The organism is Janthinobacterium sp. HH106 (assembly GCF_001758725.1).
Lineage (GTDB): Bacteria > Pseudomonadota > Gammaproteobacteria > Burkholderiales > Burkholderiaceae_D > Janthinobacterium.
In genome coordinates this window covers 63,356-83,207 of the sequence record NZ_LRIC01000058.1, presented here as the reverse complement: position 1 = coordinate 83,207, position 19,852 = coordinate 63,356, and the positions used below count along the sequence as shown (strand labels likewise).

Below are 19,852 nucleotides of genomic sequence, written 5' to 3'. Positions count from 1 at the left end.
CTTGTAAAGTGGTGGGGCGGATGCAGCTTAGCGCATCTTGCCCTTTCTTGTCCGCCATGCCCAGTCTGGCTGCGCCGAAACAGTTTCCGCCGCAGCCAGAGAATCAAGCTGAACCTACGCCGCCTGCAGCGCGCCGATCTGCTCGAAGGCCGCTGTCATGGCCTGCGCCCTGGCCGCGTCGCTGACCTTGACGCCTTCGGCGCGCACGATCTCGATCTGCTGGATGCCGAGAAAGCCGAGGAAGGCGCGCAGATGGCTTTCCTGGTGTTCCAGGGCGGCCATCGGCGTGTCGGCGCCGTAGTAGCCGCCGCGCGTCGAGGCGATGATCACGCGCTTGGCTCCCAGCAAGCCTTCCGGGCCATTGGCGCCGTACTGGAAGGTCTTGCCGGGCACGGCCAGCGCGTCGAGCCACGATTTGAGCTGGCTGGGGATGGCGAAGTTGTACATGGGCGCGCCGATGACGATGACGTCGGCGGCCAGCACTTGCTCCAGCGCGGCGGCAAGGATTGCCCCCTCGGCGGCACCGGGTGCGGCCGTAAATTGCGGCAGGGGCTGGGCGGCCAGGTCGCGGTAGTGGACGGTGGCGCCGGGCGCGGCCGCTTGCAGGCGGGCCACGATGGCGGCGCTCAGTTGGCGGCTGACGGAATGCTCGCCAAGGACGCTGGAATCGATATGCAGGATGTTCATGGTTGCCTTCTTGGATGGTATGATCGGGTGGTATGTTTTTGTAACCGGGTTAAATATAGTGACTATCAAATGAACGCACAAGAAGGCACTTTTTCCACACTGGGGCACACGGATGTGGCCATGAGCGAGGTGGCCGCGCGCGGGGCCGAGCTGGAAAAGCGCATGCGCGACCATGGCGGCCATGCGGGCGTGGCGGACTCGTGCCGCCCGATCACGGATATCCTGACCCGCGTGGGCGACAAATGGAGCGTGATGGTGGTGATGTTGCTGGGCAATGGCACCAAGCGCTTCAACGAGATGCGCCGCCTGATCGGCGGCATTTCGCAGCGCATGCTGACTTTGACCCTGCGCGGCCTGGAGCGCGACGGTCTCGTCACGCGCACGGTGTTTCCCACCGTGCCGCCGCGCGTCGACTATGCGCTGACGGACCTGGGGCGTTCGCTATTGATTCCCATCAGCGCGCTGGGCGCCTGGGCCTACGGCCACCGCGACGCCATCGATGCGGCACGGCTGGCGTTCGATGCCAGGGCCGATGCGGGCGCGACGCCAGGCAGCTAGCTTAGTTCGATCACTGCCAGCATGTCATTGCCATCCGCATCCATGCCTTTTTCCACGAAACCCATGCTGGCATAGAACTGTTTCGCGTTGGTATTACCGGGCTTGTAGCAGATTTCGATGCTGCGCGCATCCGGGCGGGCGCGGATTTCCTACTGTTCCACCACCTGCATCAAACGGCGGTGGAACACCGAGGGCACGGCGGCTGTGGCTCGGGCCGCCATCACATTGACCTGGCGGCGACCGCCTCGGCCCCGGCCTGCGGCGCCTGCCAGCCGCCGCCCAGCGCCCGGTAGGCGGCGACTGCCGCGCGCGCCGACGCCGTTTGCGCCTGCGCGCGCGCGTCCCTTGCACGCAGCAGCCTCGTATCGGCCTGCAGTAGATCAAGCCGGCTGGTGACGCCTTTCTCGTAGGCTGCCAGCGAAGCGGCGCGGGCGCGCTCAAGCGCCTCTACGCCATGCGCCTGTAGAGTGGCCTGTTCTTCATGGCGCAGCAGAGCCGAACAGGCGTTTTCCACGTCTTCGGCAGCATGCAGCGCGGCGAGCCGGTAGGCCGCCAGCAGCTCGGCTTCCTGGCCACGCGAAGCCTCGATCTGCGCATCGATGCGGCCGAAATCGAACAGGCGCCAGCGCAGGCCCAGCATGCCGGCGGCCTGGCCGGAGCCGCTGCCGAACAGGGTGCCGCCGGCCGTGGCGCTGCCAAACAAGGCGCCAAAATTGAATTTCGGGTAGTACTCGGCAACGGCCGCGCCGGTGCGCGCGCTGGCGGCGGCCAGGCGCCGCTCGGCGGCGATCAGGTCGGGCCGGCGCCGCAGCAGTTCGCCTGGCGAGCCGCCGGCCGTGATACGCGGCGCGCGCGCCATCACGCCGGCGGCGGCCATTTCATCGCCGTAGGTGCCGGGTGCCGCGCCCAGCATCACGTCGAGCGCATGCAGCGCCACCTCGCGCGCCGTGTCCAGGCCGGGCACGGCGGCGCGCGCCTGCGCCAGCGATGCTTCGGCCTGCCGCAGGGCCGGCTCGTTCGCCAATCCCTTGTCGTATAGCAGCGTGGCGAGTTCCAGCAGCGCCGCGTCGGTGTCGACCTGCCGGCGTGCGAGGTCGAGCCGCGCCTGCAGACCCTGGATGGACAGGTAAAGGTCCGCCGTTTGCGCCGCCACGGCCAGGCGCGTTGCGGCCCATCCAGCCTCGCTGGCCTCGTAATCGGCGCGCGCCGCTTCACGTTCGCGGCGCAGGCCGCCGAACAGGTCGAGTTCCCACGACGCCTGCAGGTTCAATTCCCGCGCGCTGCCGGCGCGGTCATGGCCTGGCGTGGCGTTCAAGACCTTGCCCAGCGGCGTTTGCACCGACTGGTAGGCGCGCGCCGCCTGACCGCCAATGCTGGCCGACGGCAGCAGCGCGGCGTCTGCCGCCCCGGTGGCGGCGCGCGCCTGCCTGACCCTGGCCTGCGCCTGCTCCAGGTCGAGGTTTTGCGCCAGCGCCACCGTTACCAGACGGGTCAGGCGCGGATCGCCGAACGCTGTCCACCACTGCCGCAGTTCGGCGGCGTCCGCGTCCTGGCGCGCGCCGAGCGCCGCCTGGTGCAGATACTGCGCCGCTAGCGGCGCTTCGGGCCGGCGGTAGTCCAGGCCAGCAGTGCAGCCGGTGGCGGCCAGGCCGGCGGCGATCAGCAGAAAGGGGAGGCGCAGGCGTGGCAGTGGCATGGTGGTCTTCCAGTTCAAAAAAGAAATAATGTGTGACTATAATACATATTGGTCACTTATTGTGCATTCCGTCGCGGCGCGTTAAGCTGTCGCCATGAATTCCATCACACCCGACACACCAAGCCCTGCGCGCGGCCCGGCCGGCCACGACGTGCGCGACCAGATCGTTGCCGCCGCCACCGATTACTTCAGCCGCTACGGCTATGAAAAGACGACGGTCTCCGACCTGGCCAGGGCGATCGGCTTTTCCAAGGCCTATATCTATAAATTCTTCGAATCCAAGCAAGCCATCGGCGAGCATATCTGCGCCAGCTGCCTGCGCCAGATCGAAACCGAGGTGAGAAACGCGGTGGCGGCGGCCGGCCAGCCGCCGGAGCAGCTGCGGCGCATGTTCCGGGCCAGCGTCGAGGCCAGCTTGCGGCTGTTTTTCCAGGACCGCAAGCTGTACGACATCGCCGCCTCGGCCGCCACCGGGCGCTGGCCTGCCGTGCAGGCCTACGAGCTGGCCATGGGCGCCTTGCTGCAGGATATCTTGCAGCAGGGACGCAAGACGGGCGACTTTGAACGCAAGACGCCGCTCGACGAAACGGCCAGCGCGATCTATCTGGTGATGCGCCCCTACGTCAATCCCTTGCTGCTGCAGCACAGCGTCGACAGCAGCGAAACGGCGGTGCTGCAACTGTCCAGCCTGGTGTTGCGCAGCCTGTCGCCATAGTTTTGCACTAATTTGTGACCATTGACTTATTTGGTCACTAGTACCAGAATGAGAACCCTGATCACTCATTCATGGGATTCTTATGCGCTGGCGCCGCCTCGCTTCATCTGTAGTCATCTCCACCTTGCCCCTGGCCTTGAGCGCCTGCGCCGACAAGGCGCAGGCCGATCCGCGCACCGCCACGCCGCTGGTGCGCGCCGTCCCGGTGCAGGGCGCCGAAGCGGGCACGCGCAGCTTTACGGGCGTGGTCGCGCCGCGCGTGCAAAGCGACCTCGGTTTCCGCGTGGCCGGCAAGGTGAGCGAACGGCTGGTCGACGCCGGCCAGGTCGTGCGCCGTGGCCAGCCATTGATGCGCCTCGACGCCGACGACCTGCAACTGCTGGCGCAGGCGCGGCAGGAGTCCGTCACGGCCGACCGCGCCCGCGCGCGCCAGGCGGCGGACGAGGAGGCGCGCTACCGCGACTTGCGCGGCACCGGCGCCATCTCGGCATCCAATTACGACCAGGTGAAGGCGGTGGCTGACGCGGCCGGCGCCCAATTGAAAGCGTCCGAAGCCCTGGCCGGGGTGGCGCGCAATGCGTTGCAGTACGCGGTGCTGCTGGCCGACGCCGACGGTGTCGTGATGGACACCCTGGCCGAACCGGGCCAGGTGGTCGCGGCCGGGCAGGTGGTGGTGCGCCTGGCCCATGACGGCCGGCGCGAAGCGGCGATCCAGCTGCCGGAAACCGTACGCCCCGCGCTCGGCTCCAAGGCCCAGGCCACCCTGTTCGGCAGGCCGGGCGCCAGCGTGCCGGCCACCTTGCGCCAGCTGGCGCAGACGGCGGACCGGCAAACGCGTACTTTCGAGGCGCGCTATGTGCTCGACGCGGCGCTCTCAAGCGCGCCGCTGGGCGCCACCGTCACCCTGCGCCTGCCCGGCGCGCATGCCGCCAGCGGCACTGTGCAAGTGCCGCTGGCGGCCCTGCACGATGCGGGCAAGGGTCAGGGCGTGTGGGTGATCGCCGGTACGCCGGCGCAAGTGACCTGGCGGCCGGTGAAGGTGCAGGGGCTGCACGATGACGGCGCCGACGTCAGCGGCCTGAAGGCGGGCGAACGCATCGTCGCGCTGGGCGCCCATCTGCTGCACCAGGGAGAGCGGGTCAGGCTCGAGCCGGCGCCAGTGGCCGCCGGCGCGGGAGCGCATCCATGAGCGCGGCGGGCTTCAACCTGTCGGCGCTGGCCGTGCGCGAGCGTTCCGTCACCCTGTTCCTGATCTGTCTCATTTCGCTGGCCGGCCTGCTGTCGTTCTTCAAGCTGGGGCGCGCGGAAGACCCGGCCTTCACGGTCAAGGTGATGACCATCGTCACCGCCTGGCCTGGCGCCAGCGCGCGCGAAATGCAGGACCAGGTGGCCGACAAGATCGAAAAGCGCCTGCAGGAGCTGCGCTGGTACGAGCGCGCCGAAACCTACACCAGGCCGGGGCTGGCTTTCACGACCCTGACACTGCTCGACAGCACGCCGCCCGGGCAGGTGCAGGCCGAGTTTTACCAGGCGCGCAAGAAGGCCGGCGACGAGGCGGCCAATTTGCCGGCCGGCGTGATCGGCCCCATGATCAATGACGAATACGCGGACGTCACCTTTGCCCTGTATGCGCTGAAAGCCAAAGGCGAGCCGCAGCGCCTGCTGGTGCGCGAGGCGGAAACCTTGCGCCAGCGGCTGCTGCACGTGCCGGGCGTCAAAAAGGTCAATATCATCGGCGAACAGGCCGAACGCATCTACGTGGAGTTTTCGCAGGAACGCCTGGCCACCCTGGGCGTGCGGGCGCAGGACGTGTTCGCGGCACTGCACGGCCAGAATGCCCTCACGCCGGCCGGCTCGGTCGAAACGCGCGGGCCGCAGGTGTCCATCCGCCTCGACGGCGCGCTCGACGCGCTGCAAAAGATCCGCGACACGCCCGTGGTGGCGCAGGGGCGCACCTTGGCCCTGTCCGATATCGCCACCGTGCGCCGTGGCCAGGAAGACCCGGCCAGTTTCCTGGTGCGCAATGGCGGCGAGCCGGCGCTGCTGCTGGGCGTGGTCATGCGCGACGGCTGGAACGGGCTGGACCTGGGCAAGGCGCTGGACGGGGAAGTGACGGCCATCGGTGCCGCCATGCCGCTGGGCATGAGCCTGGCCAAGGTTACCGACCAGGCTGTCAATATCAGCGCGGCCGTCGATGAATTCATGCTCAAGTTCCTCGCCGCGCTGCTGGTGGTGATGCTGGTGTGCTTTATCAGCATGGGCTGGCGCGTCGGCATCGTGGTGGCCGCCGCCGTGCCGCTGACCCTGGCCGTGGTGTTCATCGTGATGGCCGCGACAGGCAAGAATTTCGACCGCATCACCCTCGGTTCCCTGATCCTGGGCCTCGGCCTGCTGGTGGACGACGCCATCATCGCCATCGAAATGATGGTCGTGAAAATGGAGGAGGGCTACAGCCGCATCGCCGCCTCCGCCTACGCCTGGAGCCATACGGCCGCACCCATGCTGGCCGGCACCCTGGTGACGGCCGTCGGCTTCATGCCCAACGGCTTTGCCCGCTCCAGCGCCGGCGAATACACGAGCAATATGTTCTGGATCGTCGGCATCGCGCTGATCGCGTCGTGGGTGGTGGCGGTGGTGTTTACGCCCTACCTGGGCGTGAAGCTGCTGCCCGAGCTGAAAAAGGTCGCCGGCGGCCATGATGCGCTGTACGACACGCCGCGTTACCACCGCTTTCGCCGGCTGCTGGGGCGCGTGATCGCCCGCAAATGGCTGGTGTTCTGCACCGTGATCGGCCTGTTCGTGCTGGCCGTGCTGGGCATGGCCGTCGTCAAGAAACAGTTCTTCCCGATCTCGGACCGCCCTGAAGTGCTGATCGAAGTGCAACTGCCCTACGGCAGCGCGATCGGACAGACCAGCGGCGCGGCGGCGAAAGTGGAAGCCTGGCTGGCGCGCCAGCCCGAAGCGAAGATCGTCACGGCCTATGTGGGCCAGGGCGCACCGCGCTTTTACCTGGCGATGGGGCCGGAGTTGCCCGATCCTTCGTTTGCCAAGATCGTCGTGCGCACCGACAGCCAGCAGGCGCGCGACAGCCTCAAGCAGCGCTTGCGCGAGGCCGTTGCCGCCGGCCTGGCGCCGGAGGCGCGCGTGCGCGTGACGCAACTGGTGTTCGGCCCGTACTCGCCGTTTCCCGTGGCCTACCGGGTCAGCGGCCCCGATTCCGAGGTGTTGCGCGGCATCGCCGACGAGGTGCGGCGCGTGATGCAGGCCAGCCCGATGATGCGTACCGTCAATACCGATTGGGGCACGCGCACGCCCACCCTGCATTTCAGCCTGCAGCAGGACCGCTTGCAGGCGATGGGCCTGACGTCGGCCGCCGTGGCGCAGCAGCTGCAGTTCCTGCTCAGCGGCGTGCCCGTCACCGCCGTGCGCGAAGATATCCGCACGGTGCAGGTGGTGGCGCGCGCGGCAGGCGACGTGCGGCTGGACCCGGCGCGCATCGCCGACCTGACCCTGGCCGGCGCGAATGGCGAGCGCATTGCGCTGTCGCAGGTGGGCGGCGTCGAGGTGCGCTCGGAAGAACCCGTGATGCGCCGGCGCGACCGCCAGCCGACGATTACCGTGCGCGGCGACATCGCCGACGGCATGCAGCCGCCCGACGTCTCGGGCGCCATCACGGCGCAGCTGCAAGCCGTCATCGACAAGCTGCCGGCCGGCTACCGCATCGAGCAGGCCGGCTCCATCGAGGAATCGGCGAAGGCGACGCAAGCGATGCTGCCGCTGTTCCCCATCATGCTGGCGCTGACCCTGCTGATGATCATCCTGCAGGTGCGCTCGATCTCGGCGATGGTGATGGTGTTCCTGACCAGCCCGTTGGGCCTGATCGGCGTCGTGCCCACCTTGCTGCTGTTCCAGCAGCCGTTCGGCATCAATGCGCTGGTCGGCCTGATCGCGCTGTCGGGCATCCTGATGCGCAATACCCTGATCCTGATCGGCCAGATCCACCAGAACGAGGCGGCCGGCCTGGCGCCGTTCGACGCCGTGGTCGAAGCGACCGTGCAGCGCGCGCGTCCCGTGATCCTCACGGCGCTGGCGGCCATCCTGGCCTTTATTCCGCTGACCCATTCGGTCTTCTGGGGCACCTTGGCCTATACCCTGATCGGCGGCACGTTTGCCGGCACGGTGCTGACCCTGGTGTTCCTGCCGGCCATGTATGCGATCTGGTTCAGGATACGGCCGCAGGCAAGGGTGGTGTAGATTGAAAACAGCGGGCCGGAGACGCGAGCCTGAGAAAATGCCGATGGCGGCGTTGCGCCTTCCTTGCCGTACTTGCGTACTGTCTGCGTCGCCGCGCCTTGCCCCCGACATTTTTCAGGTCCGCTTGGCCCGGGGCGCCTGTCTTTCTGACTTGGGCCGTTTCGTGGCTTGCCGGTTTGCTTGTTTGCTTGTTTCTTGTTTCTTGTTGCTTGTCTCTTTCTCTAGGCTCCGGCGGCATCCTGCCGGTAGCGCGCCGGCGGCAGTTCGAACTGGTTCTTGAAGAAGCGGGTAAATGCGCTTTGCGAGGAAAAACCCAGGCGCTCGCCGATTTCCGCCACGCTCAGGCTCGTTTCGCACAGCAAACGGCGCGATTCGCGGCTTTTCGCGCGCAATTCCAGCGCGCGGAACGAGGTCTGTTCCTGCTGCAGCTGGCGCTGCAAGGTCCAGCGGTTCATCGCCAGACCGTCGCACAGGGCCGGCAGCAATGCGGTGCCGTCGGCGTCCCCGGCGCCTTGCCGGCCCAGCAAATCGATGATGGCCTGCTCCACGCGGGCCGAAAACAGCTGCGCTCCCTGTAATTGCTGCAATTGCCCCTGCGCGTAGCACAGCGCGTGCGGCGCCAGCATGGCGTTGAACTGGGCGAAGGGACGATCCAGCGCAGGCGCGTCGAACGTCAGGGTGTTGCGCGCCTGGCCGAAGGTGACGGCGGCGCCGAAGCATTCGGCAATGGCCGGCGCGAACCACGGCGCCTTGCCCTGGAAGCCGGCATGGAAGGCGGTGGGCGCGCCGTCGTCGTAGGCGCGCGCGACCAGCGACAGCATGCGGAAATTGGCCAGCGCCTGCATGGCGCCCCCCAGCTGGCAGAACTCGGACAGGTATTCGATCTCGATGCGCGTGCCATTTTCGCTCATCAGCATGAAGTCGAATTCGCCGATCAGGCCCCGCAAGTGCAGCAGCTCGTGCAGCGCGCTGCGCAGGGTGGGGCGATTGAAGCAGACGTGGGCGATGCCCGAGTAATGCGCGAACCAGTGCGTCACGTCGAGGTCGAGCAGGCCGCGGTGCTGCGGCAGCTGCTGGGCGTAGGCCGTCATGCGGCGGTGCCGCTCGGCGTTGATGCGGCCGCCCGGCTCGTCCAGCTGCGCCGGCGTGATGCCCGTCTGGCGAAAAAAGTCGGCGGGATCGTGGCCATCGGCCTGCATGGCGCGCGCGCATTGCTGCGCGATGCGGTTCGAAACCGTGCGCGTGTCGGGTTTGTGCAAGGCTGCCTCCTGCTTATTCTGCTTGTTGTAGTAATTTTTCACAAATATTAGCACTTTGTAGGAGATTGTTGGTTGTTGTGCCATCTAACCAAAAATTGTTCTCGCGGGTATAAAACGCGTGCTGCGCAGTCAAGAAACTCACGCATTCTCACGCTATATTGTTTTCGGCCGGCCTTGCTGCCGCGCCTTGATACCTACAAAAACAGTCTTGGAGATAATGATGAATTGCACTTTGAAACCGATGGCCCGCGTGGTCGCCGGCTGCGTCGCCACGCTTGCCCTGGCCGCTTGCGGCAACAACCACACCGGCAGCGAGGGATACACGCAGCCCGTGTTCGGCGCCACCACCTACACCCAGTTGAAAGTCGACGGCTATACCTTCAAGGACATGAACCGCAACGGCAAGATCGACCCGTACGAAGACTGGCGCCTGCCGGCCGAGGCGCGCGCGGACGACCTGTTGTCGCGCATGAGCCTCGATGAAAAGGCGGGCCTGATGATGCACGGCACGGCGCCCAACCGTGGCCGACCCCACCGGCATCGGCCAGGGCGGCGCGTATGACTTGACGGCCTTGCAAGACCTGATCGTCAAGCAATACGTCAACACCTTCATTACCCGCATGGCGGGCGACACGGCCAATATGGCGGCCCAGTACAACAAGGTGCAGGCCCTGAGCGAAACTTCGCGCCACGGCATTCCCGTCTCCATCAGCACGGACCCGCGCCACCATTTCCAGTACACGGTGGGTGCCAGCGCGGCTACCTCCGGCTTCTCGCAGTGGCCGGAAACCCTGGGCCTGGCCGCCATCGGCGACGATGCGCTGGTGCGCCGCTTCGGCGACATCGCGCGCCAGGAATACCTGGCCGTCGGCATCACGCAAGCGCTGTCGCCGCAGGCGGACCTGGCCACCGAGCCGCGCTGGTCGCGCATCAACGGCACCTTCGGCGAAGACGCGGACCTGGCCAGGCGCATGGTGCAGCACTATATCGAGGGTTTTCAGGATGGCAATACGGGCTTGCATGACGGCAGCGTGGTGGCCGTCGTCAAGCACTGGGTCGGCTATGGCGCCACGAAAGAGGGCTTCGACGGCCACAATTACTATGGCCGCTACATGACCTACCCGGGCAACAACTTCGCTTACCACGTCAAGCCGTTCGAAGGGGCGTTCATGGCCAAGGCGGCCTCCGTCATGCCGACCTACGCCCTGCCGGACGGCAATATCACCATCGACGGCATCACCCTGGAACAAGTGGCGGCCGGCTTCAGCAAGACCATGCTGACGGATCTGCTGCGCGGCAAATACGGTTTCGAGGGCGTGATCCTGTCCGATTGGGGCATCACCTCCGACTGCGACGCCAACTGCCGCAACGGCACGGCGCCTGGCGTGGCGCCGTCCTTCATCGGCTTCGGCACGCCGTGGGGCATGGAAGACGCCACCAAGGCCGAGCGCTACGTGAAGGCCGTCACGGCGGGGATGGACCAGTTCGGCGGCGTGACGGAAGCGCCTTATCTGACGCAAGCGGTGCAACGGGGCCAGCTGACGGAAGCGCGCATCGACGCGTCGGCGCGGCGCATCCTGATCCAGAAATTCAAGCAGGGCCTGTTCGAGCATCCGTTCGTCGATGCGGCCAAGGCGGCCGCCACCGTGGGCAAGGCGGACTTCATCGAAGCTGGCCTGGAAGCCCAGCGCCGCTCGCTGGTCTTGCTGGAAAACAAGGACAAGGTCTTGCCGCTGGCCGCCACGGTCAAGAAGGTCTACCTGTACGGCATCGATGCGGCCGTGGCGCAGCAGTATGGCTACACGGTGGTCGCCACGCCGCAGGAAGCGGACGTGGCCCTACTGCGCGTGGCCGCGCCGTATGAAACCCTGCACCCGAACTACATCTTCGGCAGCATGCAGCACGAGGGCCGCCTCGATTACGTCGACGGCAACGCCGACTACGAGGCGATCAAGAACGCGGCCAAGTATGCGCCGAAGACGGTCGTCACCGTGTACCTGGACCGCCCGGCCATCCTCGGCAACGTGCAGGACAAGGCCAGCGCCATCCTCGCCAACTTCGGCGTGAGCGACGGCGCGCTGTTCGATGTCCTGACGGGCAAGGCCAAGCCGCAGGGCAAGCTACCGTTCGAGCTGCCGTCGTCGATGGCCGAAGTGCAGGTGCAGAGATCGGACGTGCCGTATGACACGGCGCATCCGCTGTACAAGTTCGGCTACGGGCTGGCTTACTAAACCGTCCCTGTTGTCAACGCACGGAAATCCAGCTGCGCTCCCGTGCGGAGCGCAGCGCGGCGGCTATCAGCCGGTCCACCTCGTAGCCGTCGCGGAAGGTGGGCCAGACGGGCGCACCGCCGGCGATGGCCTGCAGAAAATCGCGCGCTTCGATGACGATCTGCTCGTTGTACCCGGTGCCGTGCCCCGCGCCCTGGCTGAACGCCAGGTAGTCGGGGTGGGCGGGCCCCATCAGCAGGCGCTGGAAACCCTGGCGCTGCGCGGGACGGCCGGCGTCGTACAGCCACAGTGCATTCTGGTCTTCCTGGTCGAAGGCGATCGCGCCTTTGGTCCCCGTGATGCGATAGGTGTAGCCCATCTTGCGGCCGGCCGCCACGCGGCTGAAGGTGAGGGCGCCGAGCGCGCCGCTGGCAAAGCGCAGCATCATATTGCCCTGGTCGTCGTTTTCCACCGCTTCCATGCCGTGCGGGCCTTGCCGCTGCGCGTGCACGGTGTTCATGTCGGCCACCAGCGCGTCGACGGGACCGCCCAGGCGCAGGGCCAGGTTGAGCAGGTGCGAGCCCACGTCGGCCAGCGCGCCGGCGCGCGTTGCCGTCGCCTCGCGCGTGCGCCACGAAGCGGGTGCGCGCGGGTCGTGCAGGTAGTCTTCCACGTGTTCGGCGGCGACGTGGATGATCTCGCCGATCTCTCCCGATTCGATGATCTGCCGCGCCAGCTGGCTGGCGGGCGTGCGGATGTAGTTATAGCCGACCATATTGGCCACGCCCGCGCTTTCCGCCGCCTGCGCCAGCAGCAGCGATTCGGCGGCCGTCATGCCCAGCGGCTTTTCGCAGAATACGGGCTTGCCCAGGGCCAGCGCCGCCAGCACGATGTCCTTGTGCGTGGCCGGTGGCGTGGCGACGATGACGGCGTCGATGGCGGGATCATTGACCAGCGCGCGCCAGTCGCCCGTGGAGCGGTTCCAGCCCAGTTCCTGCGCGCTGCGCGCCGCACTCTGTTCGCTGCTGGTGGCGATGCAGGCGCACACGGGATTCAGCGCCGTGTGAAAAATGCTGCGCACGGCCTTGTAGGCGATGGTGTGGGCCTTGCCCATGTAGCCGGCGCCGATCAGGCCGATGTGGATGTCTTGCATATGCGGGTACTCCGTTCGTGTCGCGGTGAGGGATTCAGGCTTGCCGGCGCCAGGCGTGGCTGTCCAGCGCGTCGATAAAGCGCGCAGCGGGCCAGTCTTGCGCCAGCGCTTCGTGCATCAGCTGCTGCTGCGTGGGCGGCGCCATGCCGGCGATCGGTTGGTCGCGGTCGAGGTTGCAGGGGAAGGCATAGCCTTCGGCGCAGGCGGCAATCGCGTGGCGCACGCCGTCGTCATCGAGGGTGCCCCGGGAGCGCAGCGCCTGCAGGGCCGGATACAGGGCGGCGCTCATGGCGCGGCGGTCCAGCGCTTCCATGGCGCGCCCGAACGGCGACGACACTTGCAGCAGGTTGGCCATGCGGCGGATGTCGGGCGAGCGGTTATGCCCGGCCGCGTGGAAGAGGGCGGGGTTGAAGAAGACGGCGTCGCCTTGGGACAGGGGCAGCTGCACGCAATGCTGCGCAAAGTAGTCGCGGAACGGCCGCTGCTGCCAGGCGAGAAAACCGGCGCGGTAGCGCTGCGACCCGGGCAGGTACAGGGTGGGACCGGATACCAGCGGCATGTCGCAATGGGCGACGGCGCCCTGCAAGGTCAAGAGGGTCGACATCTGGTGCACGGGCGCGGGATAGGCGGCGCAGCTGGCCGCGCTCTGGAAGCCCAGGTGATAGTCGCGGTGCGGCGCCTGGGCCGCTCCGCCCGGGTTGACGACGTTCACTTGCGCCGTCATCTGGTAGGCGGGACCGAGCCAGGCCTCGGCGATCCACGCGAAGACGGGGTTGGCGTAATAGCGCGCGAATGCCTCGGGTGCCCGCAGACACAGTTTTTGCTGGGCGTTCCAGATGCGGTCATTCGCGCCAGCCTTGGCGAAATGGTCGCCGGCCGCCTGGCCGCTCGCATGCTGTTCGGCGATCAGCGCGCGAAACACGCCGCTTACCTGTTCCAGCGTGTCCATGTCGGCGACGGCGCGTTGCAGCACGATGACGCCCGGACCATCCATCAGCGCCCGGCCCCATTCGGCCTGCAGCGCGCGCAGCGACACCGCACTGGCGGCCAGCACGCGCACCCGGTCGCAGTCGTAGACGAGAATGTTTTCTTTCACCGCGGCGGCGTGGGGATAGTCGGCCAGCGCCGTGCATAGGCTGACGGTGGCGATGAAATCCTGCAGGTCGCAGTTTTCTGATGCTAGCCAGAAGGGGCTGGGCGGCGCTGCGGTGGCGTCTGTGGTGGGCATGCGGTGTCTCCGTTGTTTAAGTTGTAGAATCAGTATAGGGATGAAAATCCGCATTTTTCATCAAAAAATCTATCAAAAAACCATCAATCTGAATTGGATATGGCATGACGCATCCGTTCCCCGTCAAGGTCGTGGCGCTGCAGGCCGGCGTCAGCGTGGCCACCGTCGACCGCGTGATCAAGCAGCGCGGGGGCGTGCACGCGAATACTGTGCGCCGCGTGATGCAGGCGCTCGATGAACTGGCGCGGCAAAGTACGCAGGTGGGCCTGGCCGGCAGAAAATTCATGCTCGATGTGCTGATGGTGGCGCCGCGCCGCTTCACGGACGCCGTGCGGGCCGCGCTGGAGGTCGAATTGCCGTCGCTGCATCCGGCCGTGCTGCGTTCGCGCTTTCACCTGCATGAAACCCTGGACGTGGACGGCGTCGTCGACCTGCTCGAGCGCATCCGCAAGAACGGCAGCCACGGGGTGCTGCTGAAAGCACCGGACTTGCCAGCGGTGGCGGAAGCGGTGAACCGGCTGGCGGCGGCCGGCATCCCCGTCGTGACCCTGGTGACGGACTTGCCAGGCTCCGCGCGCCGCAGCTACGTGGGCATGGATAACCGCGCGGCGGGCGAGACGGCCGCCTGCCTGGTCGGCCAGTGGCTGGGCAGCAGGAAAAAACAGCAGGTGCTGGTGACCCTGAGCAGCAACCGTTTTCATGGTGAGGAAGAGCGCGAGATCGGCTTTCGCCGCGCGCTGCGCGAACGTCACCGCCATTTATCCATCGTCGAAGTGAGCGAGGGCCACGGCATCGACGGGGCCACGGGGGCGCTGGTGCGTCTAGCCCTGGCAGATCATCCGCGCATCGCCGCCGTGTATTCGATCGGCGGCGGCAATGCCGCCATCGTGCAGGCCTTTGCGCGAGCGGGCCGGCCCTGCCAGGTCTTCATCGGTCACGACCTCGATGCGGACAACGTGGCGCTGCTCAAGTCGGGCGCCATCCAGGCCGTGCTGCACCACGACCTGGGCCAGGACATGCGCCGCGCCTGCCAGGAAATCCTGCGGGCGCAGGGCGCGCTGCCGGCCCTGGCGCAATCGCCGTCACTGTCCGCCATCCAGATCGTCACACCGTGGAACCTGCCCGTCCTGAACGGGGTGAATTGACAGGCCTGCGAGGCTGGCCGATACTCGCCGCTTCGCTCATCGCTCACCTTTGAAGGAATCCCCCGATGTCCGTCACGCCGAAATTGCAGCAGACCGTACTTGCCGCCGCGCTTGCAGCCGCGCTGGCCATGCCCGCCATGGCGGCCGACCCCGTCGTTTCCGCAGCGGCTTCCGCGTCGTCCGCCTGGGTCGAGGCCAGCAACCGCAACGCGGCCATCGTGCTGGCGGCGCAGGCGCAGTTCTCGCCCGAAGACGCGTCCGACAGGGGCCTGGCCCAGTACGACGGCCTGGCCGCCGACCTGGGGCCGGACATCACCGGGCGCCAGGTGGCGGCCATGCGGAAGGCGCGCGCGCAATTGCAGCAGAAGCTGGAACTGGAACGCGACGAACGCATACGCCAGGACCTGGAAATTCTGATCGGCGCCGTCGACCAGGAAATCGCCGGCACCGAGCTGGAAGCCAGATACACCTTACCATGGGTCGATGTGCCGCAGATGGTCTTTGGCAGCATGCAAAGCCTGCTGCAGGAGCAGCGCCCGGCCGCGCGCCGCGCCAAGGCGCTTGAGCGCCTGCAGCGCTATGTGGGCCAGTTCCCGGGCAGCACGCCGATCACGCAGCAGGCGAAGGCGCGCTTCACGGAGAAAATCGGCACGCCCGGCCTGGCCGGTCCCGTGCGCCTGCAGGTGGCGCAGTCGCTGGAAAACGTGCCGACGTATATCGCCGGCATCCGCAAGCTGTTCGCCGACATGAAGATCGCAGGTGCCGAACCCGCGCTGGCCGCCATGGAGCAGCAGCTGAACGACTATGCGGCATGGGAAAAGCAGGTGGTGCTGCCATTGGCGCGCATGGATTTCCGCATGGCGCCCGAGCTGTACGCGTTTCGCCTGAAGCAGGTGGGCATCGACATCGAGCCGCGCGCGCTGGTGGAGCGGGCGCAGGTGGCTTACATGGAAACGCGCGCCGCCATGCTGGCGCTGGCGCCCGTGGTGGCGGCCAGGCTGGTCTTGAAGGGCGTCGACGGTAGCGACTACCGCCAGGTGCTGCGCGCGCTGAAGAGCGATTCCATCCCGAACGCGCAGCTCGAAGCGCACTACAAGGGCGTCAATACCCAGCTCGAGGAACGCATCGCCCGGCAGCGCGTGGTCGATATCCCTGCGCGCGCCATGACCATGCGCCTGGCGTCAAGCGCCGAATCGGCGGCCCAGCCGGCGCCGCATATGCGTCCGCCTCCGCTGATCGGCAATACGGGAGAACACGGCCAGTTCGTCCTGCCCGTCAGCAATCCGGCCGCCAGCGGCAAGGGCGAAGCGTATGACGATTTCAACTTCGCGGGCGCGGCCTGGACACTGAGCGCGCACGAAGGCCGTCCCGGCCACGAACTGCAGTTCAGCGCCATGGTGGAGCGGGGCGTGTCGCAGGCGCGCAGCCTGTATGCGTTCAACAGCGTCAACGTGGAAGGCTGGGCGCTGTACGCGGAAGCGGAGATGATCCCGTACGAGCCGGCCGAGGGCCAGTTCATCGCGCTGCAGTTCCGCATGCTGCGCGCGGCGCGCGCCATGCTCGACCCGATGCTGAACCTGGGACAAGTCACGCGCGAAGAGGCGGGCCGCATCCTGACGGATGAGGTGATGCTGTCGAAACCGATGGCGCGCCAGGAGCTGGACCGCTACACCTTCAACATGCCGGGCCAGGCGGGCAGCTATTTCTACGGCTATACGCGCATCCTGCAGCTGCGCGCGGAAACGGAACTGGCGCTGGGAGACCGATTCGACCGCCTGGCCTTCAACAACTTCCTGCTGGGACAGGGCTTGCTGCCGCCGGACTTGCTGGCCAAGGCCGTGCGCGAACACTTCATCCCCGGGCAGAGAAAAGCGAAGGGCTGACGGCGGGCGACTCGCGCCGCATACCCTATACTGGCGTCCTTGAATAATGACGTGAGCGTGGCTGCATGTGGCGTGGGATCGTATCTGGTTTGCTGGCCGGCGCCTTCTGGGGCGCCGTTTTCATTGTGCCCGTCTTGCTGCCGGATTTTTCTCCGGCCGAGCTGATGGTGGGCCGCTACATCTGTTACGGCGCGCTGGCGGCCGGCCTGATGCTGCCGCGCCTCCTGCCCCTGCTGCGGCGGCTGCGGCGCGGCGACTGGCTGGCCATGCTGCGCCAGGCGCTGGCGGGCAATGTCGTGTATTACCTGCTGCTGGCGTATGGCGTCAAGCTGGCCGGCGTGGCGCCCACGTCGCTGATCATCGGTTTGCTGCCCCTGAGCGTGACGCTGTTCGGCCACAAGGACCACGGCGCGCCGCCCTTGCGCCGCCTGGCCTTGCCGCTGCTGGTGGTGGCCGCAGGCATTGCCTGCATCAATGTCGATATCTTCAGCCAGGCAGGCGGCGCGGGCGCGGATGGCGCCAGCCTGGCGCACAAGCTGGCCGGCGTGTTGTGCGCCATCGGCGCGCTCGCGTGCTGGACCTGGTATGCGCTCGACAATGCCCGTTTCCTCAAGCGCCATGCGCATGTCAGCGCCGCGGAGTGGGCCATGCTGTATGGCCTGGCCAGCGGCGTCATCGCGCTGGTCGTGGGCGCCGTGATGCTGGCGCTGCAGCCGGCGGGCGGCGCCGATGGCGCTCCGGCGCGCGACTGGCCTCGCTTCTGGCTCGTGTGCCTGCTGCTGGCGCTGGGCGCTTCCGTGATCGGCAACTACCTGTGGAATCTGGCGTCGCGCCGGGTGCCCGTCACCCTGTCGGGCCAGCTGATCCTGTCGGAGACCCTGTTCGCGCTGCTGTACGGCTTCGCCTACGCGCAGCGCATGCCGCGGGCGCTGGAGTGGGTGGCCGTGCTCCTGCTGACGGCGGGCGTGCTGTGGTCCGTGCAGCGGCATGCGCACGAGGAGGCAGAGGGGCGGGCAGACGGGCGGGGAGAAGGGCGTGGGGCAGGGCGGACGTAGCGAAAAATACATCGTTGTCAGTCCGCCGTTTGCCCTGGGCCGGCCGTATAATGACGCTCATTTGCCGGTCACCCAAGGAGTTCCGCTTGCAGCTACCGATCCGTTATCCGAACATGCCGCAACTGCTGCTGAAGGCGCGCGACAGCCTGCTCCAGCATTTCCGCCCCATCCTCAATCACTTCGGCGTGACGGAGCAGCAGTGGCGCATCATGCGCGCGCTGAACGAAAGCCCCACCCTGGAACCGCGCGAGCTGTGCGAAATCTGCCAGATTTCCAGTCCCAGCATGAGCGGCATCCTGGCGCGCATGGAAGAGATCGGCCTGATCGGGCGCAGCAAGTTCGAAGGCGACCAGCGCCGCCGCAAGGTGCACCTGTCGGAAGCGGGCGCCAGCCTGCTGCTGCAGATGGGTAAACTGATCGACCTGCAATACGCCCACCTGGAAGAAGCGTACGGCAAGCAGGTATTCGAAGACATGCGCCGCGCGCTGGAAGCCTTCATTGCCCTCGAAACCCTGCCGGTGGCGCCCGCCATCCTGCGCTGAGCCCCGAACTTCTCCTTGCCTGAGCATCATCGGGCGCGTGTTTTTCGACACGCGCCGCCGCTGCTTTTCCCATGCCTGTTCCGTGCATTGCCGCAGCCTGCCGGGCTTGTGCCCGCACCTCTGTCAGTTTTGCTATAAGACTACGCCTTACAGTCAATCACTTACATGTGAGTAAATAAGCGTATAATTTGGCGCACTTGATCTAAATCAAGAAGAACAGCGGATGCCTCATTGTTGATGGGGCGGCAACGCGGCGCCACGCCCGTATTTCGCCAGATAAAACAGGAAAGTCAGGGAAAAATGAACCATACATGCATGCGCGCTGCGGCGCTGGCCGTCTCCACACTCATCGGCGCAAACGTTTGCGCCCAAAGCAATGTCACCATCTATGGCGTGGTCGACGCGGCCACCGCGTACGCGAGCAACCAGGGCGGCAATTCGAACACCTACATGCGCAGCGGTAACTTGTCCGCCAGCAAGATCGGTTTCCAGGGCGTGGAAGACCTGGGCGGCGACCTGAAGGCGCTGTTCCTGCTGGAAAACGGCTTTGAAAGCGATACGGGCGCGCAAAGTTCGGCCAGCGCCCTGTTCAACCGCCAGGCTTACGTGGGCCTGCAATCGCACGCCTACGGCAGCCTGACGGCCGGGCGCCAGTACACGCCGTACTATCTGCTCGTGGGTTCCCTGGCATCGAGCAACGTCTTGACGGGCGCCACCGGCGCCCACCCGGGCGATATCGACGGCCTCGATACGACCGTGCGCATCAGCAATTCCGTCACCTACAGCATGCCCGCCTGGCGCGGCCTGCAAGCGAGCGCGCAATACGGCTTTGGCGAAGCGGCCGACGGCAATGCCGCGGGCAGCAGCTTCAGCGCCGCCGTCAAGTACAGCACCTCGCCGGCCGAATTCGCGCTCGGCTACCTGAAACTGAAAAATGGCGAGAACGGCACCGGCTGGAGCGACAAGGCCTCGGCCAGCTTCGGCATCTCCGCCATCAACCAGGGCTACGCCTCGGCCGACAGCATCGAATTCATCGCCGCCAGCGCCCGCTACACGATGGGCAAGTGGATGGTGGGCGCCAACGCCAGCAACGTGCAATACCAGGCGGGCAGCCATTCCACCTTCCGCGACACGGCCATCTTCAACACGGCCGGCCTGATCGCCAGCTACCAGTGGACGCCGCAGTGGTTCCTGAGCGCCGGCTACAGCGACACCTACGCCAGCCGCGCCAACGGCGTGTCGGACCGTGCGCGCTACCGCCAGCTGTCGTTCGAACAGAATTACGCGCTGTCCAAGCGCACGGCGATCTACCTGATCGAAGCGCGCCAGCTGGCGCGCGGCCAGACCCTGGGCCAGGACGGCGCCATCGTCGACGCCGTCGCCTCGGTCGGCGATTCGCAAAACGGCACGCCGTCGTCGAACGGCGGCCAGACGGTGGTGATGGTCGGTCTCAAGCATTCTTTCTGA

16 protein-coding genes are annotated in these 19,852 nt (G+C 66.7%); 11 read left to right on the top strand and 5 right to left on the bottom strand.

Annotation, left to right across the window (positions count from 1 at the left end):
• Positions 1–114: 114 nt before the first annotated feature.
• On the bottom strand, positions 115–687 hold the full coding sequence (locus tag JAB8_RS22435) for an NAD(P)H-dependent oxidoreductase (RefSeq protein ID WP_070291476.1): 573 nt from the start codon (positions 685–687) through the stop codon (positions 115–117).
• Positions 688–849: 162 nt separating this feature from the next.
• Between JAB8_RS22435 and JAB8_RS22430 the strand changes: the two genes are divergently transcribed.
• Positions 850–1,245 carry a helix-turn-helix domain-containing protein gene (locus tag JAB8_RS22430; protein ID WP_070291514.1) on the top strand — a complete coding sequence of 132 codons (396 nt, stop codon included), beginning with the start codon at positions 850–852 and terminating at the stop codon, positions 1,243–1,245.
• Between the two features lie 220 nt (positions 1,246–1,465).
• Here the strand turns inward: JAB8_RS22430 and JAB8_RS22425 are convergent, their stop codons facing one another.
• Positions 1,466–2,941, bottom strand: a complete 1,476-nt coding sequence (locus JAB8_RS22425) for an efflux transporter outer membrane subunit (protein WP_070291475.1) — start codon at positions 2,939–2,941, stop codon at positions 1,466–1,468.
• A gap of 94 nt (positions 2,942–3,035) precedes the next feature.
• Between JAB8_RS22425 and JAB8_RS22420 the strand changes: the two genes are divergently transcribed.
• The 3 genes from JAB8_RS22420 to JAB8_RS22410 all read left to right on the top strand — a co-directional run bounded on the left by JAB8_RS22420 (position 3,036) and on the right by JAB8_RS22410 (position 7,910).
• Complete coding sequence (locus JAB8_RS22420) at positions 3,036–3,656, top strand: TetR/AcrR family transcriptional regulator (protein WP_070291474.1); 621 nt, start codon at positions 3,036–3,038, stop codon at positions 3,654–3,656.
• Between the two features lie 82 nt (positions 3,657–3,738).
• Positions 3,739–4,845, top strand: a complete 1,107-nt coding sequence (locus JAB8_RS22415) for an efflux RND transporter periplasmic adaptor subunit (protein WP_070291473.1) — start codon at positions 3,739–3,741, stop codon at positions 4,843–4,845.
• Positions 4,842–7,910 carry an efflux RND transporter permease subunit gene (locus JAB8_RS22410; RefSeq protein WP_070291472.1) on the top strand — a complete coding sequence of 1,023 codons (3,069 nt, stop codon included), beginning with the start codon at positions 4,842–4,844 and terminating at the stop codon, positions 7,908–7,910. The genes JAB8_RS22415 and JAB8_RS22410 overlap by 4 nt, the downstream gene beginning before the upstream one ends.
• 221 nt (positions 7,911–8,131) lie before the next feature.
• Here the strand turns inward: JAB8_RS22410 and JAB8_RS22405 are convergent, their stop codons facing one another.
• Entirely contained in the window at positions 8,132–9,169 is a 1,038-nt protein-coding gene (locus JAB8_RS22405; RefSeq protein WP_175445231.1) for an AraC family transcriptional regulator, read from the bottom strand.
• 217 nt (positions 9,170–9,386) lie between these two features.
• On the opposite strand from JAB8_RS22405, the gene JAB8_RS29725 reads away from it, so the two are divergent.
• Both JAB8_RS29725 and JAB8_RS22400 read left to right on the top strand, forming a co-directional pair.
• Entirely contained in the window at positions 9,387–9,731 is a 345-nt protein-coding gene (locus tag JAB8_RS29725; RefSeq protein WP_217494240.1) for a hypothetical protein, read from the top strand.
• A complete protein-coding gene (locus tag JAB8_RS22400; RefSeq protein WP_217494239.1) occupies positions 9,691–11,400 on the top strand; it encodes a glycoside hydrolase family 3 N-terminal domain-containing protein in 1,710 nt (569 codons plus the stop codon). The genes JAB8_RS29725 and JAB8_RS22400 overlap by 41 nt, the downstream gene beginning before the upstream one ends.
• A gap of 13 nt (positions 11,401–11,413) precedes the next feature.
• Here the strand turns inward: JAB8_RS22400 and JAB8_RS22395 are convergent, their stop codons facing one another.
• Complete coding sequence (locus JAB8_RS22395) at positions 11,414–12,532, bottom strand: Gfo/Idh/MocA family oxidoreductase (RefSeq protein ID WP_070291470.1); 1,119 nt, start codon at positions 12,530–12,532, stop codon at positions 11,414–11,416.
• 34 nt (positions 12,533–12,566) lie between these two features.
• Positions 12,567–13,760, bottom strand: coding sequence for a phytanoyl-CoA dioxygenase family protein (locus tag JAB8_RS22390; protein ID WP_070291469.1), 1,194 nt, complete (start codon positions 13,758–13,760; stop codon positions 12,567–12,569).
• A 104-nt stretch (positions 13,761–13,864) separates the two neighbouring features.
• Here JAB8_RS22390 and JAB8_RS22385 point away from each other — a divergent pair, with 104 nt between their 5' ends.
• From JAB8_RS22385 to JAB8_RS22365, 5 genes are all read left to right on the top strand, one after another.
• On the top strand, positions 13,865–14,905 hold the full coding sequence (locus tag JAB8_RS22385; protein ID WP_070291468.1) for a LacI family DNA-binding transcriptional regulator: 1,041 nt from the start codon (positions 13,865–13,867) through the stop codon (positions 14,903–14,905).
• 65 nt (positions 14,906–14,970) lie between these two features.
• Positions 14,971–16,788 carry a DUF885 domain-containing protein gene (locus JAB8_RS22380; RefSeq protein WP_139143141.1) on the top strand — a complete coding sequence of 606 codons (1,818 nt, stop codon included), beginning with the start codon at positions 14,971–14,973 and terminating at the stop codon, positions 16,786–16,788.
• A 65-nt stretch (positions 16,789–16,853) separates the two neighbouring features.
• Entirely contained in the window at positions 16,854–17,843 is a 990-nt protein-coding gene (locus tag JAB8_RS22375; protein WP_070291467.1) for a DMT family transporter, read from the top strand.
• 86 nt (positions 17,844–17,929) lie between these two features.
• Positions 17,930–18,385 carry a homoprotocatechuate degradation operon regulator HpaR gene (gene hpaR, locus JAB8_RS22370; protein WP_227741981.1) on the top strand — a complete coding sequence of 152 codons (456 nt, stop codon included), beginning with the start codon at positions 17,930–17,932 and terminating at the stop codon, positions 18,383–18,385.
• 300 nt (positions 18,386–18,685) lie between these two features.
• Positions 18,686–19,852 (top strand): porin, encoded by a 1,167-nt coding sequence (locus tag JAB8_RS22365; protein WP_254679571.1) that lies wholly within the window; start codon positions 18,686–18,688, stop codon positions 19,850–19,852.